The organism is Streptomyces rimosus (genome assembly GCF_008704655.1).
GTDB lineage: Bacteria > Actinomycetota > Actinomycetes > Streptomycetales > Streptomycetaceae > Streptomyces > Streptomyces rimosus.
The window spans coordinates 1,005,088-1,021,799 of sequence record NZ_CP023688.1 but is presented as its reverse complement, the minus strand read 5'-3'; the positions used below and the strand labels follow the sequence as shown (position 1 = coordinate 1,021,799).

The following is a 16,712-nucleotide window of genomic DNA, read 5'->3' as shown; positions in this document are numbered from 1 at the left end:
AAGCAACCCCAAACGCGGGAGTCCGTCGTGAGCGCACTGTTCGAGCCCCTCACCCTCCGGTCGCTGACCATCCCCAACCGCATATGGATGGCTCCCATGTGCATGTACTCGGCGGCGCCGGACGGCCCGGAGCAGGGCGCGCCCAACGACTGGCACTTCCAGCACCTGGCCTCCCGGGCCGCCGGCGGTACGGGGCTGATCCTGACCGAGGCGACGGCGGTGAGCCCCGAGGGGCGGATCAGCCCGTACGACCTGGGGCTGTGGAACGACACGCAGACCGCCGCCTTCCGGCGCATCACCGACTTCCTGAAGGCCCACGGTTCCGTTCCGGGCATCCAGATCGCGCACGCGGGCCGCAAGGCGTCGACCGAGCGCACCTGGGTGGACCGCGGCGCCCCGATCGCCCCGGGCGAGGGCTACGGCTGGCAGCCGGTGGCCCCGAGCCCGCTGGCGTTCGACGACGCGTCCGTCGCGCCGGAGGAGCTGACGGCCGAACAGATCCAGGAGATCGTCGGACAGTTCGCGGCGACCGCGCGGCGGGCGCTGGAGGCGGGCTTCCAGGTGGCGGAGATCCACGGCGCGCACGGCTACCTGATCAACGAGTTCCTCTCGCCGCACACCAACCGGCGCACGGACGAGTACGGCGGCTCCTATGAGAACCGCACCCGCTTCGCGCTGGAGGTCGTGGACGCCGTACGGGCCGTGTGGCCCGAGGAGCTGCCGCTGCTCTTCCGTATCTCGGCGACCGACTGGCTGTCGGAGAACGCGGAGGACGAGCGCGAGGGCTGGACCGCCGACGACACCGTGCGCTTCGCCGCCGACCTGAAGGCCCACGGGGTGGATCTGCTGGACACCTCCACCGGCGGCAACGCTCCCGGCGCGAAGATCACCGTGGAGCCCGGCTACCAGGTGCCGTTCGCCGAGCGGGTCAAGAAGGAGACCGGGCTGCCGGTCGGCGCGGTCGGTCTGATCACCGAGGCGCAGCAGGCCGAGAAGATCGTCGCGGACGGTCAGGCGGATGTCACCCTCATCGGCCGCGAGCTGCTGCGCGACCCGTACTTCGCCCGTAACGCCGCCCGCGAGCTGGGCGCCGACATCCAGATCCCCAACCCGTACCACCGCTCCTGACCTGCGAGAACGCGCCGCGCCGGACCGCCCGGCGCGGCGCGTCCGTACGCCCCGCGCGGAACCGGCCGGTGATCAGCCCGCCGCCTTGCCGCCCTGCCTGCGCACCATCTCGCTGATCCAGGTGGGCGCGAACGGGGACGTGCAGCCCGGGGAAGTCGGGTAGTCCTTGAGCACTCCCAGGCGCTCGCCGATGCCGATCGCGCGGGCGCGGTGCTCCGGGTGCTCGATCCCGATCTGCGCCAGGCAGTGGTTCATCGCCCACTGGAGGCGGTCCGGGGCGTCCCGCATCTCCGCCTCGATGGTGTCGAGCAGCCCCGCGAGGTCCAGGCCCGCAGGCTTTTTGGCCACGCGCTCGGTGGTCAGCGCCCAGCCCGCACTGGCGACCACCGGGTCCGGGTCGGCGGACCAGGCCACGCGCAGCTCTTCCGCGTGCGGGTTCTTCTTCACCACGTAGTTCACGAGCCAGTCGTGCACCTTGGGTGTGCGCGCCTCGCGCAGCATGCCGTCCAGCTCGTCGCGCCCGAACGCCTTGGGGCGGCAGATCAGGAGCGCCAGCAGCCGCGCCGCGCTGTCGCCCGTCGCCCAGAGCCCGCGCGCGAGTTCCTGCTGCGTCTTCAGCCGCTTCGCGAGCGCGCGCAGCTTGCCGAGGTTCACACCGTGGTCGTCACCGTGCTTCTCGTTCACTTCGCGTGTCCTGGGGTCCGCCAGCCCGGCCAGCTCGGCCATCACCTCGGACACCGCCGTCTCGGCCACCGCAGCCTCCTGCCTCTCCTGTCCGGAATTCAGCCTACGACGGACGTCGGCCTCCTGGCGTGCGCGCCGGTTCGATGGCAGCTACCGGTCCGAAATCCCGCATATCGGGCCCGCATATCCGGCAAAGCGCCCCATCGACCCACCCCCTGAGCAACGAAAGAGCGGTGGGGTTAGCATCTGAGCACCGCCTAGCTCGAAAGATGGACCTGTGACTGTCAACGAGGACTCGTTCACAAACTGGAAGAACCGCGAGGAGATCGCGGAGTCGATGATCCCGATCATCGGGAAGCTGCACCGGGAGCGGGACGTCACGGTCCTCCTCCACAGCCGCTCCCTGGTGAACAAGTCGGTGGTCAGCATCCTGAAGGCGCACCGCTTCGCGCGGCAGATCGCCGGCGAGGAGCTCTCGGTCACCGAGACGCTGCCGTTCCTCCAGGCGCTCGCCGCGCTGGACCTCGGCCCCTCCCAGATCGACATCGGCATGCTCGCGGCGACGTACCGGAGCGACGACCGCGGGCTGTCGGTGGCGGAGTTCACCGCCGAGGCCGTCGCCGGCGCCACGGGCGAGAACAAGATCGAGTGCCGTGAGGGACGCGATGTCGTCCTCTACGGGTTCGGCCGCATCGGCCGCCTCGTGGCCCGTCTGCTCATCGAGAAGGCCGGTTCCGGCAATGGACTGCGGCTGCGCGCCATCGTCGTGCGGGGCGGCGGCGACCAGGACATCATCAAGCGTGCCTCGCTGCTGCGCCGGGACTCGATCCACGGCCAGTTCCAGGGCACGATCACCGTCGACGAGGCGAACAACAAGATCATCGCCAATGGCAACGAGATCCAGATGATCTACGCCGACGACCCGACGGCGGTGGACTACACGGCGTACGGCATCAAGGACGCCATCCTCATCGACAACACCGGCAAGTGGCGCGACCGCGAGGGCCTGTCGAAGCATCTGCGCCCCGGCATCGCCAAGGTGGTGCTGACCGCGCCGGGCAAGGGCGATGTGCCCAACGTCGTGCACGGCGTCAACCACGACATGATCAAGCCGGACGAAACGATTCTGTCCTGCGCGTCCTGCACCACCAACGCGATCGTGCCGCCGCTGAAGGCGATGGCGGACGAGTACGGCGTACGGCGCGGTCACGTGGAGACCGTCCACTCGTTCACCAACGACCAGAACCTGCTGGATAACTACCACAAGGCGGAGCGCCGCGGCCGTTCCGCGCCGCTCAACATGGTCATCACCGAGACCGGCGCCGCCTCCGCCGTCGCCAAGGCGCTGCCCGACCTCGACGCGAAGATCACCGGCAGCTCGATCCGCGTCCCGGTACCGGACGTCTCGATCGCGATCCTCAGCCTCCAGCTGGAGCGCGAGACCACCCGCGAGGAGGTCCTGGACTACCTCCGCAACGTGTCGCTGACCTCGCCGCTCAAGCGCCAGATCGACTTCATCAGCGCCCCCGACGCGGTGTCGAGCGACTTCATCGGCTCGCGCCACGCCTCGATCGTCGACGCCGGCGCCACCAAGGTCGACGGCGACAACGCCATCCTCTACCTCTGGTACGACAACGAGTTCGGCTACTCGTGCCAGGTCATCCGCGTCGTGCAGTACGTCTCCGGCGTGGAGTACCCGACCTACCCGGCCCCGGTGGCCTGACGGTCCGGCACCGTCCCCTGCCCGCCGTCCTCCGGCGGGCAGGGAGGCCGCCGGCGCCGGTCCGTCACCACCGTCCCTCCCCGTAGCGCCGGCGCAACTCGTCGACCTCCCGCTCGTCGCGGGCGGCCAGGGATCGCGTGCGCCGGACACCGGCCTCTATGAGGAACACCACCAGCCCGCCGATCAGTACGGAGGCGAGCAACAGCACCACCACATACTCCACCTCTGCGTTCTACCCGCTGCGCGGGAATCCAACGAAGAGCCGCGGTATGCGGTGGTACGCGCCCTCCGGTCCGTCAGGCCGAAGGGTGGAAGGAATACGCATGGCCGCAGGCGTCGCACGCGAAGCGGCCGTTGAGTCCGTCGTTGGCGGTCTGGCAGCGCGGGCACGGGGCTGTGGTGAAGTACTCCGGCCGCCGTACGGCCGGTTCCCCGATGCCCGCGCTGCCGGGCCTTGGTTCAGCCTCTGTCATCCAGACGCTCCACAGTTGCACGACCATCCGCCGTCCGGCCCTTGAATGACCTGGGCACCACACCGGTTGCAATACATAGCAGCTCCTCGAACCCACACCACCCCGCGTGCAGCCCGAGTACACCCATCACAACATCAGCACGCCGTTATTCAGAGAATGTCCGGAAAAGGCGCGCCGTTCCGGAGGACGGATGCCGCACGGTCATCCGATGTCCGTCATGACGCCAATTGCCCCACCAGTAGCCGCACGATAATCGACTTGGCCTGAACTGGGGATCACTTTCGGCCAGTACCTCCCGCGTCGTGCGTCCCGGACGGGTCTACAGCCAGACGATGCGCGTAGCCGGATCCGGTGCATACGAGCAATAGGCCCCGGTTCGTACGCTGCGCTGGAGGTGCAGTCCGAGCACCGGGTCGTGCACGGCGACGCGTTTCACCGCGGCCTTCAGGGCTTTGGTGACGCTCAGACGGGCCCGCTCGCTGTCGGAGTCCGCCCGGCGGTCGCGGCCACCGAGGCCGACCGCGCCGGCGAGCTGCTCGGTCACCGCGTCGAGTTCGACGCGGACCCGTTCGGCGCGTCCGGTGTCGTGGAAGCGCTCGGCCTCCTCCAGATCCTCGGCCAGCTCGCGCAGGCGCCTGCGGTAGGCCGCCTTCGCGCGGGCGTCGAGGGCCGGACCGGCGTCGCCGGGGCCGGGGGAGGCGGGCCATTCCCGTAGGACCGGGGCCCCGATGGTGGCCATGCCGCGCTCGGCCGCCGCCAGTTCGCGGGCCAGGAACTCCCGGTCGGGTTCGGCGAGCAGCCGGGCCAGATAGCCGAGGCCGACCGTGTGCTTGAGGTGCACGACCAGGCCGTCGTGGCTGAGGGTCCAGTAATCCCCTTTCCGGCGCAGCGCGGCCTGGTGGGGCACTGCCACCGCGCGGGTATCGGTGGCGGCCGCGCTCCTACGAGGCGCCTCCGTACGAGACGCCTCCCTACGGGCTGCTCCCGTACGCGGTGTCTCTCCACGGGCCGGCGGGAGCGGCGGCGGTGCCGTACCGAGTTCCGCGGCGGCGGCCAGCACGGCGGCTTCGAGCGGCCACCGCAGCCCGTGCTCCCGCGCCGTGCCGAAGCGCTGCTCGCCCAGTTCCGCCCGCACCTTGCGGATACCGGCCGCCCGCCACCCCTTGAGGAAGGCCGGGAGTGCGGCACCGGACTTCTTCCGCGCCGTGTCCGCGGCTCCGAACAGGGCGGCGGCCCGCTCCCAGTGCTGATGCGACATGGCCAGCATGGCCGCGACCTGGAAGACCTCGGCGAGGCCCCACGGGGCGTCGAGTTGGTGGAACAGGCGCAGCGCCTCTCCCGTACGGGCACGGGCGTCGCGGACGTCCCCCAGGCCCCACGAAGCGGTGGCGAGGGTGAGATGGGCCCACGCGATGCTCTTCGGCTCACCCGCCTCGTACAGCAGGTGGAACGCGGTCCTGCCGTGCTGGGAGGCCCGCGCGAAGTCGCTGCGCACGACCTCCACCATGGCCAGGAACAGGTAGGACCAGCCCGCCAGCCACGGTTCACCGGTCTTCAGGGCGGTCTCCAGCGACTGGTCCAGCATCTCCACCGCGTGGTCCGGATTGCCCACGAGCAGTGCGGCGAACCCGAGGCACTGGAGGGCGCACACGAGGCCGGGCAGGTCGCCGTTGCGGCGCGACAGCAGTTCGGCTTCGGAGCAGGACACCCGGGCGCGTTCCACGTCCCCCTGGATCACGGCGAGGAGGCCCAGTCCGTTCAGGGCCCGTACGCGGCCTTTGGCGGCGGCGTCGCGGTTCGCGCCCAGCGCCCGTTCGAGCCAGACGCGTCCCTCGGTGTAGTGGCCCTGCACGTCCCAGAACGAGGCGAGGGCGCCGGCCAGGCACACCGCGTTGTCGATGTCGTGGGAGGTCAGCAGGTATTCGAGGGCGACCCGGAGGTCGTCGTGCTCGGCCCGCAGGCGCTCCAGCCACAGTGCCTGGTGCGGCCCCCGGAACCGTTCCCACGCCTGTTCGGCGAGGTCGTGGAAGTACGCGGCGTGCTGCGCCGTCAGCGTCGCCAGGCCGCCGTGCTCCCGTAATCGCGCCAGCCCGTACGCGCGCAGGGTCTCCAGCATCCGGTAGCGGGCCGGCGTGTGCTGCGGCACGACCGTCACCAGCGACTTGTCGACCAGCCGCAGGAGCAGTTCCCCGAGGTCGGCGGTGTCGGCCCCCTCGGCGGTCACGGCCTCGGCGGCGTCCAGTGTGAAGGCGCCCGCGAACACCGCCAGCCGCTCGAACAGCGTCCGTTCGGGCTCGCTCAGCAGGTCGTAACTCCACTCCACGACGCTGTCCAGCGTCCGGTGACGGGGGGAGGACGCCCGGGTCTCCCACGCCAGGAACCGGAAGCGGCCGTCCAGCCACCCGCTGAGCTGCGCCGCGTCGAGCGCGTTCGTGCGCGCCGCGGCCAGTTCGATGGCCAGCGGCAGTCCGTCCAGCTTGCGGCAGATCTCCGCCACCGCCGCCGCGTTCGCGTCGGTGACCGCGAACCCCGGCTCGACCGCGGCGGCCCGGTCGGCGAACAGGCGTACCGCGTCGTACTCCAGGATCTCGGCCCCGCCGACGTGTGCCGGGGGAGTGGCGAGGCCCGTCACCGGCCAGAGGACTTCGCCGGGGACGCCCAGGCGCTCCCGGCTCGTGGCCAGGACGCGCAGGTCCGGGCAGGCGGACAGCAGGGTGAGGACGAACTGCGCGACGGCTTCCACGAGATGCTCGCAGCAGTCCAGGACGAGCAGCATGTCCGCGTCGCGCAGCCGCTCGGCCAGGACCTCCGGCAGCGTCCGGCCCGCCTGTTCCTGTATGCCGAGACCGGCCGCCACGGCGTGGGCCAGCAGGAGCGGATCGGCGAGGACCGCCAGTTCGACGAAGCGCACGCCGTCCCGGTGGCGGTGGGCGCGGCCGGTGGCCACCTCGATGGCGAGCCGGCTCTTTCCCGCGCCGCCGGCTCCGGTCAGGGTGACCAGGCGGCTGCGCTCCAGACGCGCTCCGACTCCAGCGGCTTCCTGCCGACGGCCCACGAAGGTCGTCAGTGAGGCGGGGAAGCCTGCGGGTCCTGCGGCTGACACCATCTTCGACGCTCCAACCGAGTGGCGCATCGTGGTGCACCCCCCGCCGCGAGAATAGGTTCGCATCCGGCGCCGGAACAACCGAAAGCAGGCTGATTCCCCGCAGCTCGCCCGTACCGACCAGGCGGTTGTATACGACAGTGACGCAGCTGCCGGTGGCGGGTGGGACATGCGGCGTCACTGGTGAAGGGGCGCCGGCGGCAGCCCGCCGCGGTGGTCGGCGAGCGGTGCCGGGGCGGGCACCCGGAGCGGGTGAACACGACGGTGCCGCGGCCGCCTTGGACGTACCGGCTCTACGGATTACGCACCCCTGCGCGCTGCCCGGCCGATCGTGGTCTTCCCAGTGTTACTTGAATTTTCACGGTGTTCCGTTGCGGTTCACGCCTATGGCGGCAAGAGACCCGAGCCGCCGGCGCACCGGGGACGGCTCCGCCGACATCAAGGACCGCCCCGTCGGCAGCCGGACGCCCGGTGCACCCCAACTCTTCCGTACCTCCGAAGGAGCTCACGTGGTGGGAAAATCCGTCGAGGCACCAGTAGCCGGCCCGGCCGGCGCGTCCCCCGCCCCGGCAGCCGCACCGCCGACCGGCCCGTCCACCGTCCCGCACGGCGATCCCGGTGAGCCGGCCGACACCGAAACCGTGCTCGCCGCGACATTGGCCGCCGTCCTGCGCGTCGAGCACGTGCGCACCGATGCCCACTTCTTCACCGACCTGGGCGCCGACTCGCTGCTCATGGCCCACTTCTGCGCCCGTGTCAGGAAGCGCGCCGACCTCCCGTCGGTGTCGATGAAGGACATCTACCGGTACCCGACGATCAGCGGCCTGGCGACGGCGCTCGCCGGGGAGGCGCCGGGAACGGCCGCCCGGACGCCGGTGCCGCCGCCGGACCCCGAGCCGTCCGAGGCGGCGCCTCCCGTCGGCACCCCCGCGTATCTGCTGTGCGGAACGCTCCAGCTCCTGACGCTCCTCGGCTGCTCCTTCCTTGTTGCGGTCGTCACCTCCTCCGGTTACGAATGGATGTCCGCCGCGCCGGGCCCGGGCGGCGTCTACCTGCGGGCGGTCCTCTTCGGCGCCGTGGTCTTCCTCGGCCTGTGCGGCCTCCCGGTGCTCGCCAAGTGGGTGCTCATCGGGCGCTGGAAGCCCCGGGAGATACGCGTCTGGAGCCTGACGTACTTCCGGTTCTGGGCCGTCCGGACGCTGATGCACGTCAGCCCGCTGGTCCTCTTCGTGGGATCACCGCTCTACATCGGCTACCTCAGGGCGCTGGGCGCCAAGATCGGACGGGACGTCACGATCCTGTCCAAGCACGTGCCGGTCTGCACCGACCTGCTGACCGTCGGAGCGGGCACGGTCATCCGCAAGGACGCGTACTTCACCTGCTACCGGGCCCGCGCCGGAGTGATCCGGACCGGACCGGTCACCCTCGGACAGAATGTGCTCGTCAGCGAGGCGACGGTGCTCGACATCGGAACCTCGCTCGGCGACGGAGCCCAACTGGGCCACGCGTCCTCCCTCCACCCGGGCCAGACTGTCCCCGCCGGCGAACACTGGCACGGCTCTCCCGCGCAACGTACGGAAGTGGACTACCAAAGGCTCGACGCGACCGGCCGCGTCGGCCCGCGCACCGCCTACGGGGCGCTGCAACTGCTCAGCGCGCTGCTCGTGTACCTGCCGCTGAGCATCGGCGGGGTGAGCATCCTGCTCGCCGAGGTCCCGCGGCTGGCCACGCTCCTGGACGAGGGCCCGCTCGCCTTCACGACCTGGTCCTTCTACGGCGATGCGCTGGTCACCTCGCTCGCCCTGTTCTTCGGCGGCACGCTCGCCGGTCTGATCGTGGTGGTCACGGTGCCCCGGCTGCTCAACCTGCTCATCGTGCCCGGCAAGGTCTATCCGCTCTACGGCCTGCACTATTCGCTGCACCGGACCATCGCCCGGATGACCAACATCAAGTTCTTCATGCGGCTCTTCGGCGACAGCTCCTACGTCGTCCCCTACCTCGGCCGCCTCGGCTACGGCCTGCTCCCCGTCGAGCAGACCGGCTCGAACTTCGGCACCGAGGTACGGCAGGAATCCCCGCACCTGAGCACGGTCGGCAGCGGCACGATGGTCGCCGACGGCCTGTCGATCATGAACGCGGAGTACTCCCGTACCTCCTTCCGCCTCTCGCGCGTCGCCATCGGACCGCACAACTTCCTCGGCAACGCCGTCCACTACCCGCCCGGCGGCCGGACGGGCGACAACTGCCTCCTCGCCACGAAGGTCGCGGTCCCCCTGGACGGGCCCGTACGGGAAGGCGTCGGCCTGCTGGGCTCGCCCTGCTTCGAGATCCCCCGGTCCGTCGAGCGCGACGCCGCCTTCGACCACCTGCGCAGCGGCGAGGCACTGCGGCGCCGGCTCGCCGCCAAGAACGCCTACAACCTGCGCACGATGGGACTGTTCCTGCTGGTCCGCTGGTCACAGGTGTTCGTGGTGACGCTGATCGTCTGGGCCGCCGCCGACCTCTACCCGGTGTGGGGCGCCCCGGCGGTCGCCCTGGGATCGGTCCTCGCGCTGCTCTTCTCCGTCGGCCATTCCGTGTGCGCCGAACGCGCCGTCAACGGCTTCCGGCGCCAGGTCCCGCGCTACTGCTCGATCTACACGCCGTACTTCTGGCGGCACGAACGGTTCTGGAAGCTCCACGCGATGCCCCTGCGCTTCCTGAACGGCACCCCGTTCAAGAGCTTGTTCTGGCGGGCGCTGGGCGCCCGGGTCGGGCGGCGGCTCTTCGACGACGGCTGCTTCCTGCCCGAACGTTCCCTCGTCACGTTCGGCGACCACTGCACGCTCAACGCGGGCAGCGTCATCCAGTGCCATTCCCAGGAGGACGGCACCTTCAAGTCCGACCGCACCACCCTCGGCGACGGCTGCACCCTCGGCACCGGAGCCTTCGTCCACTACGGCGCCACGGTGGGCGACGGCGCGGCGCTCGCGCCCGACACCTTCCTCATGAAGGGCGAGGACGTGCCCCGCCACGCGCGGTGGGGCGGCAACCCCGCCCGGGAGATGACCGACACCATGACCGAGAAGTGAGGACCCCACGATGGCCAGGTCAGCAGCAGAAGCCGGTCGCGAGTTCTGGCGCGGCGTGCTCGACGGCGGTGGCTTCACCGCCCTCCCGCGGTGGACCCGCGACCCCGTACCGGGCCTGGCCGCGCACGAAGCCGCGATTCCCGACGACCTCCTGGCGGCCCTGCGGCGCGTCGCGGCCGAACTGGCGGTACCGCTGCGCTCCGTACTGCTGGCCGCACACGTCAAGGTGCTCGCCGCACTGACCGGCGAACGCGAGGTCACCACCGGCTACGCCGCGACGGCGGGCGGCCGGCCGCTCCCGTGCCGCCTGACGGCCGTCCCCGGCACCTGGCGGGCGCTGGTGCTGCACACCCGCCGGGCCGAATCCCGGCTGCTGGCCCACCAGGACGCGCCGGTCGAGGACCTGGAACGGGACCTGGGCATCGAAGGCCCGCTCTACGAGACGGTCTTCGACCCGCACTGCCCGAATGGCGACCTCGTTCCGCCCACCGGCCTTGCTTCGCCCATCGACCTTGCTCCGTCCACCGGCCTCGCTCCGTCCACCGACCTCGCCCCATCCACCGACCTCGCTCCATCCACCGTTCTCGCGACGGGCGTCACCCTGCAAGATGGCCGCCTGGCCTTACGGCTGCGCCACCGCACCGACGCGCTCGACGCGGAGTGCGCCGCCCGGATCGCCGGATACCACCTGACCGCCCTCGTCCTCATCGCCGCCGATCCGTACGCCGAACACGACCGGCAGAGCCTGCTCTCCGCCGGCGAACTCGCCCTCCAGCTCGAAGGGCTCGCCGGGCCCCGCAGGGAACTCCCGGACCGCCGCGTGCACGAGATCTTCGAACAGCAGGTGGCGGCGCACCCCGACGCCGTCGCGGCCGTCCACGGCGACCGGCACTGGACGTACGCGGAGCTCAACGCCCGCGCCAACCAGCTCGGCCGGGCCCTGCTGGCGCGGGGCCTGCGCCGCGAGGGAGTCGTCGCGGTGGTCACCGAACGCACCCTGGACTGGATGGCCGCCGTCCTCGCCATCTTCAAGGCCGGCGGCGCCTACCTGCCCATCGAGCCGCACTTCCCCGCCGACCGCATCGCGACCACCCTCACCCGGGCGGGCTGCGGCCTCGTCCTCACCGAACGCGGCAGCACGGCCACCCTCGACGCGGCCGTGAAGACCCTGCCCGGGGTCCGGTGCCTGTCCGTGGAGACGGCCTACGCGGAAGACCACCCCGCCCACGACCTCGGCCTCCGCGTCACGCCCGGCCAACTCGCCTACATCTACTTCACCTCCGGCTCCACCGGCGAGCCCAAGGGCGCGATGTGCGAGCACGCGGGCCTGGTCAACCACCTCTACGCCAAGATCGACGATTTGGAGATCGGCCCGGGCCAGGTGGTCGCCCAGACCGCGCCCCAGTGCTTCGACATCTCGCTGTGGCAGCTGATCGCCGCGCTCCTCGTCGGCGGCTGCACCCTCTTGATCGAGCAGGAGGCCGTGCTGGACGTCCCGCGCTTCGTCGACCGGCTCGCCGACGGCCGGGTCCGCGTCCTCCAGGTCGTACCGTCGTACCTGGAAGCCGTCCTGTCCTACCTGGAGCAGCACCCCCGCGAGCTGCCCGACCTGGCGTACGTGTCCGCGACCGGCGAGGCGCTGAAACCCGAGCTGGCGCAGCGCTGGTTCGCCGCCCGGCCCGGCGTCGCCCTGGTCAACGCATACGGGCTGACCGAGACCTCGGACGACACCAACCACGAGGTCATGCGCCGCGCACCGGAGGGGCCGCGGGTCCCGCTCGGCCCGCCGGTCGGCAATGTGCGCCAGTACGTCGTCGACGAGCACCTGGCGCCGGTCCCGCTCGGCGCGCCCGGCGCGATCGTCTTCTCCGGCGTGTGCGTGGGCCGCGGCTACGTCAACGACCCCGAGCGCACCCGTGCCTGCTTCGGCGCCGACCCCTACAGGCCGGGCCAACGGCTCTACCAGGGCGGCGACTTCGGCCGCTGGCGGCCCGACGGGAAGCTGGAGTTCCTGGGCCGCCGCGACACCCAGGTCAAGGTCCGCGGCTTCCGCGTCGAGACCGGCGAGGTCGAGAACGCGCTGCTCCAGGCGCCCGGTGTCCGCGACGCCGCCGTGGTCGTCAGCGAACGGGCCGGGCAGGCCGCGCGCCTGGTGGCCTTCTACAGCGGCCGGCGGCCGGTCGGCGCCGACACTCTGCGCGGCCGCCTGGAGCGGTCACTGCCCGCGTACATGGTCCCGTCGGCCTTCCACTGGCGCGGCGACGGACTGCCGCTGACCGCCAACAGTAAGACCGACCGCAAGGCCCTGACCGCGCTCGCCGCCGAACTGGACGCCACGGACGACCACCGCGGCACCCTGCGTACCCCCACGGAACAGCGGCTCGCCGCCGCGTGGGCCACGGTGCTCGGCATGCCCCAGAACCGCGTCGGCCGCCGGGACCACTTCTTCGACCGGGGCGGCACCTCGCTCGCGGCGGTGAAACTGGCGATCCTCCTGGACCGCGCGGTCTCCCTCAAGGACGTCACCCGGCATCCGGTCCTCGCCGACCTGGCGGGACTGCTGGACAGCAGGTCAGGGGCGGCTACGACGACAGGCACGCAACTGCTGCGCCCACTGTCCGCACCGGACGCCGCCCACGGAGGCGCCCTGGTGTGCTTCCCCTGGACGGGGGGTGAGGCGGCGGCCTTCCAGCCGCTGGCCGAGGCGCTGCGGGAGAGCGGGCGGGCGGTGTACGCGGCCGAGCTGCCGGGGCGGGAGCCGTCCGCATCCGGACCGGCGGTCGGCATGGAACGCGTCGAGCATCTCGTCGCCGAGCTGGCCCGGCTCGCCCCGGCCGGGCTCCTGCTGTGGGGGCAGGGCTCGGGAGCCGCGTACGCCGTGGAAGCGGCCCGGAAACTGGAGGAGCGCGGCAAAAGCGCCCGACGGCTGTTCATCGGAGCGCACCTGCCCGATGACGTCCACGCACCTTCCGTACCGCCCGCGGCGCAGCTGACCACACCGGTCACCGTCGTCGTCGCGGCCGACGACCCGCGCACGGCCCGGTTCCGGCGCCACTACCGGGCCTGGGAGCTGCTGGCCGAGCAGGTCGAGCTGTACGAGCTGCCGGCGGGCGGCCACGGCTTCCCGCTCACCAGGCCGGACGACACGGCGCGGGCGGTGCTGCGCGCTGTCGAACTACGAGCGCCCTCCTGAGGACAACACCGAAGACACGGCCGAACCATCCGTAAGTACCGCCCCGCACGACCGAAAGGACCACCCCATGCCACCCTCACCCGCCACACCGCCCGTCGACGTCAACCTCGTCCCCGGCACGCCCCCGGTCCTCCTGGCCGAGCCCACCGGCGACGCGGCGAGCTGGGCCGCCGGCTACCGGGACACCCTGCGGGCCCTCGCCACCGAACACGGCTCCGTCCTGGTCCGCGGCCTCGGACTGCGGGACGCCGACCAGACCGCCGCCGTCTTCCGGCACCTGGGCACCGGCCTGCTGACCGAGCGGGAAGCCTTCGCGCCGCGCCGCGAGTACGCCGACGGCGTGTACTCCTCCGCCCAATGGCCGTCCTACCAGCCGATGTGCATGCACCACGAGCTGAGCTACACCCTCGCGGCCCCCGGTCTGCTGCTCTTCGCGTGCCTCGGCGCGCCGGACAGCGGCGGCGCGACCGCGGTCGCCGACGCGTCGGCCGTCCTGGACGCGCTGCCCGCCGAGCTGACCGCGCGCTTCGAGGCCGAGGGCTGGCTGCTCACCCGTACCTACAACGACGAGATCGGCGCCACCCTCACCGAGGCGTTCGGCACCGACGACCGCCGCGCCGTCGAACGCTACTGCCGCGGCCACGCCATCGACTACGCCTGGCAGCCGGACGGCGCCCTGCGCACCCGGCAGCGGCGCGGCGCCGTGCTGCGCCACCCGGTCACCGGCCGCCGCTGCTGGTTCAACCAGATCGCCTTCCTCAGCGAATGGACGATGGACCCCGAGGTGCGCGAGTACCTGATGGACGTGTACGGGGCCGACGCGCTCCCGTTCAACACCCGCTACGGCGGCGGCGACCCGATCGGCGAGGACGTCGTACAGCTGCTCAACTCCGTCTACGAGGCCCACACCACGCGCGAACCGTGGCAGGCGGGCGATCTGATGCTCGTCGACAACGTCCGTACGGCCCACAGCAGGGAGCCGTACGAGGGGCCGCGCGAGGTGCTCGTCGGCATGACCGACGCGGTGCACCTGACCGCCGGCGCGCCCACGGGGGAGGCGATGGCCTGATGACCGGCACACCTTCCACCGGGACGCGGAACGCTCCCGCCGCACCGGACGGGCCGCGCACGGTGCCGCCCTTCGCGGCCATCTCCGGGGCCCAGGTGCAGCGGGTCCTGCGGGGCCGCGAGCGGCAGCTCGTCCGCCTGGTCGAGGACACCTACCGGCTGCACAGCGATGGGCACACGCTCAACCCGCCGTCCTACTTCCTGCGCTTCCCCGACCGCCCGGACTCCCGGATCATCGCCCTGCCCGCCTCACTCGGCGGACCGCGCCCGGTGGACGGCCTGAAGTGGATCTCCAGCTTCCCGCGGAACGTGGCGGAAGGCATCCCGCGGGCCTCGGCCGTGCTGATCCTCAACGATCCTGCCACCGGCTATCCGTACGCCTGCCTGGAGAGTTCGATCATCAGCGCCACCAGGACGGCGGCCTCGGCGGCTTCGGCGGCCGACCGGCTCAGCAGCGGCCGGCCGCGCCCGCGGCGCGTCGGATTCCTCGGCACCGGCCTGATCGCCCGCTACATCCACACTTTCCTGGCCGCCACCGGCCAGCGGTTCGAGGCCACTGGGGTGTACGACGTGTCCGCCGACAGCGCGGCCGGCTTCCGCACCTACCTCGAACAGCACGCGGAAGCACACCCGGCGTCACCCGCCGGCCACATCACCCTCCACACCGACCCCGAGCGGCTGATCCGCACCAGCGACCTCGTCGTCTTCGCCACCGTCGCCGCCCGGCCGCACATCACCGACCCGGCCTGGTTCGCGCACCACCCGCTGGTGCTGCACATCTCGCTGCGCGACCTGACGCCCGAGATCGTGCTCGACTCGGCCAACTTCGTCGACGACGTGGACCACTGCCTGAAGGCCGACACGTCACCGCACCTGGCCGAACAGCGCAGGGGTAACCGGGACTTCATCGACGGGACACTCGCCGACGTGCTGGCCGGGCGGGTGCGCGTACCGGACGACCGTACGGTGATCTTCTCGCCCTTCGGGCTCGGCGTACTCGACCTCGCCGTCGGCGACTTCGTCCACGGCGAAGTGGCCCGCTCCGGCGAACTGCACGTCATCGACGACTTCTTCCACGAACTGCGCCGGCACGGATGACCACGCTGCCGGTGACGAAGGGGCCGACCGCGTCGGCCCCGGTGAACGACTGAGTGCACTGCGGAACCAGGGGGGAACACGTGCCGGTCATATCCATGCCGCTCGACTTCAACGAGGAGGACCTCTACGTCGACCTGCGGGCGACGTTCGGGCATCCGCTCTTCCTGAAATGCGAGGGCTTCAATTTCGCGGGCTCGATCAAACTGAAGGCGGCGACGGAAATGGTCGCGGCCGCGGAACGCGACGGGGTGCTCACGCCCGGAGCCACCCTGGTGGAATCCTCGTCCGGGAACCTGGGGGTGGCGCTGAGCATCATCGCGGCCAGCAAGGGCTACGGATTCCTGTGCGTCACGGACGCCCGCTGCAACCTGGCGGCCCGGCGGACGATGGAGGCGCTGGGCAGCCGGGTGCACGTGATCACCGAACCGGACGCCCAGGCCGGCTTCCTCGGCGCGCGCATCGACTACGTACGCAGCCTGACCGCCTCGGACAGCCGCTATGTCTGGCTCAACCAGTTCGCCAACCAGGACAACTGGAAGGCGCACTACCGCCGGACCGCGCCCGCCATCGCCCGGCAGTTCCCACACCTGGACGTGCTGTTCGTCGGCGCGGGCACCACCGGCACCCTCATGGGCTGCGCCCGGTACTTCCGTACCTGGCACCGGCCGGTGCGGGTCATCGCGGTGGACAGCGTCGGCTCCGTCTCCTTCGGCGGCGCCCCGGGCCGCCGGATGATCCCGGGCCTGGGCACCAGCGTCCCGCCCCAGCTGCTCGACGCGTCGTACGTGGACGAGGTGATCCGCGTGGAGGAGGCGGACACCATCCGCACCTGCCACCGCCTGGCCGGCCGCGGCTTCCTCTTCGGCGGCTCCACCGGCACCGTCGTCAGCGGCGCCGCGCACTGGCTCGACCGGCACCGCCCGCACCGCCTGACCGCCGTGGCGATCGCCCCCGACCTCGGTGAGCGCTACCTCGACACGATCTACCGGCCCACCTGGCTGCAGGACTGCTACGGCGACGACCTGCACGGCGAGGGCCTGCTCGCCCCCGACCGGCTGACCGGCATGCGCTCGGCGTGATCCGCGTACGCCGTGGCCGCCCACACCCCGGCCGGAGGCCCGTCCACCGGCCGGGCACTGCTGTCACGCGATGCACGCAAGCGGTCGAATGC

11 protein-coding genes are annotated in these 16,712 nt (G+C 71.6%); 7 read left to right on the top strand and 4 right to left on the bottom strand.

The window, feature by feature from the left end:
• Positions 1-27 precede the first annotated feature (27 nt).
• On the top strand, positions 28-1,128 hold the full coding sequence (locus CP984_RS04130) for an NADH:flavin oxidoreductase/NADH oxidase (RefSeq protein WP_003984290.1): 1,101 nt from the start codon (positions 28-30) through the stop codon (positions 1,126-1,128).
• A 72-nt stretch (positions 1,129-1,200) separates the two neighbouring features.
• Here CP984_RS04130 and CP984_RS04125 read toward each other — a convergent pair whose 3' ends face one another.
• On the bottom strand, positions 1,201-1,881 hold the full coding sequence (locus tag CP984_RS04125) for a DNA alkylation repair protein (RefSeq protein WP_003984291.1): 681 nt from the start codon (positions 1,879-1,881) through the stop codon (positions 1,201-1,203).
• A gap of 208 nt (positions 1,882-2,089) precedes the next feature.
• Here CP984_RS04125 and CP984_RS04120 point away from each other — a divergent pair, with 208 nt between their 5' ends.
• The gene (locus CP984_RS04120) at positions 2,090-3,535 is read left to right on the top strand and encodes a glyceraldehyde-3-phosphate dehydrogenase (RefSeq protein ID WP_003984292.1); all 1,446 of its coding nucleotides are present in this window, start codon (positions 2,090-2,092) and stop codon (positions 3,533-3,535) included.
• Positions 3,536-3,599: 64 nt separating this feature from the next.
• Here the strand turns inward: CP984_RS04120 and CP984_RS41155 are convergent, their stop codons facing one another.
• The 3 genes from CP984_RS41155 to CP984_RS04115 form a co-directional block, all read right to left on the bottom strand.
• A complete protein-coding gene (locus tag CP984_RS41155) occupies positions 3,600-3,758 on the bottom strand; it encodes a hypothetical protein (protein ID WP_156100286.1) in 159 nt (52 codons plus the stop codon).
• 73 nt (positions 3,759-3,831) lie between these two features.
• The gene (locus tag CP984_RS41150) at positions 3,832-4,008 is read right to left on the bottom strand and encodes a hypothetical protein (RefSeq protein WP_156100287.1); all 177 of its coding nucleotides are present in this window, start codon (positions 4,006-4,008) and stop codon (positions 3,832-3,834) included.
• 319 nt (positions 4,009-4,327) lie between these two features.
• The gene (locus CP984_RS04115; protein ID WP_003984293.1) at positions 4,328-7,114 is read right to left on the bottom strand and encodes an ATP-binding protein; all 2,787 of its coding nucleotides are present in this window, start codon (positions 7,112-7,114) and stop codon (positions 4,328-4,330) included.
• A 509-nt stretch (positions 7,115-7,623) separates the two neighbouring features.
• Here CP984_RS04115 and CP984_RS04110 point away from each other — a divergent pair.
• From CP984_RS04110 to sbnA, 5 genes are all read left to right on the top strand, one after another.
• Positions 7,624-10,182, top strand: a complete 2,559-nt coding sequence (locus tag CP984_RS04110) for a Pls/PosA family non-ribosomal peptide synthetase (protein WP_003984295.1) — start codon at positions 7,624-7,626, stop codon at positions 10,180-10,182.
• Between the two features lie 10 nt (positions 10,183-10,192).
• Positions 10,193-13,375, top strand: a complete 3,183-nt coding sequence (locus CP984_RS04105; RefSeq protein WP_030182001.1) for a non-ribosomal peptide synthetase — start codon at positions 10,193-10,195, stop codon at positions 13,373-13,375.
• Between the two features lie 67 nt (positions 13,376-13,442).
• Positions 13,443-14,444, top strand: coding sequence for a TauD/TfdA family dioxygenase (locus CP984_RS04100; protein ID WP_003984298.1), 1,002 nt, complete (start codon positions 13,443-13,445; stop codon positions 14,442-14,444).
• A complete protein-coding gene (gene sbnB / locus CP984_RS04095) occupies positions 14,444-15,541 on the top strand; it encodes a 2,3-diaminopropionate biosynthesis protein SbnB (protein WP_003984299.1) in 1,098 nt (365 codons plus the stop codon). The genes CP984_RS04100 and sbnB overlap by 1 nt, the downstream gene beginning before the upstream one ends.
• A gap of 80 nt (positions 15,542-15,621) precedes the next feature.
• On the top strand, positions 15,622-16,620 hold the full coding sequence (gene sbnA, locus CP984_RS04090; RefSeq protein WP_003984301.1) for a 2,3-diaminopropionate biosynthesis protein SbnA: 999 nt from the start codon (positions 15,622-15,624) through the stop codon (positions 16,618-16,620).
• Positions 16,621-16,712 lie beyond the last annotated feature (92 nt).

What these genes read in the sequence shown, in the direction of transcription:
- CP984_RS41150 (WP_156100287.1), bottom strand. Translation starts at nt 4,008, where the DNA reads ATGACAGAGGCTGAACCAAGGCCCGGCAGCGCGGGCATCGGGGAACCG.
- CP984_RS04115 (WP_003984293.1), bottom strand. Translation starts at nt 7,114, where the DNA reads ATGGTGTCAGCCGCAGGACCCGCAGGCTTCCCCGCCTCACTGACGACC.
- CP984_RS04105 (WP_030182001.1), top strand. Translation starts at nt 10,193, where the DNA reads ATGGCCAGGTCAGCAGCAGAAGCCGGTCGCGAGTTCTGGCGCGGCGTG.
- CP984_RS04100 (WP_003984298.1), top strand. Translation starts at nt 13,443, where the DNA reads ATGCCACCCTCACCCGCCACACCGCCCGTCGACGTCAACCTCGTCCCC.
- sbnB (WP_003984299.1), top strand. Translation starts at nt 14,444, where the DNA reads ATGACCGGCACACCTTCCACCGGGACGCGGAACGCTCCCGCCGCACCG.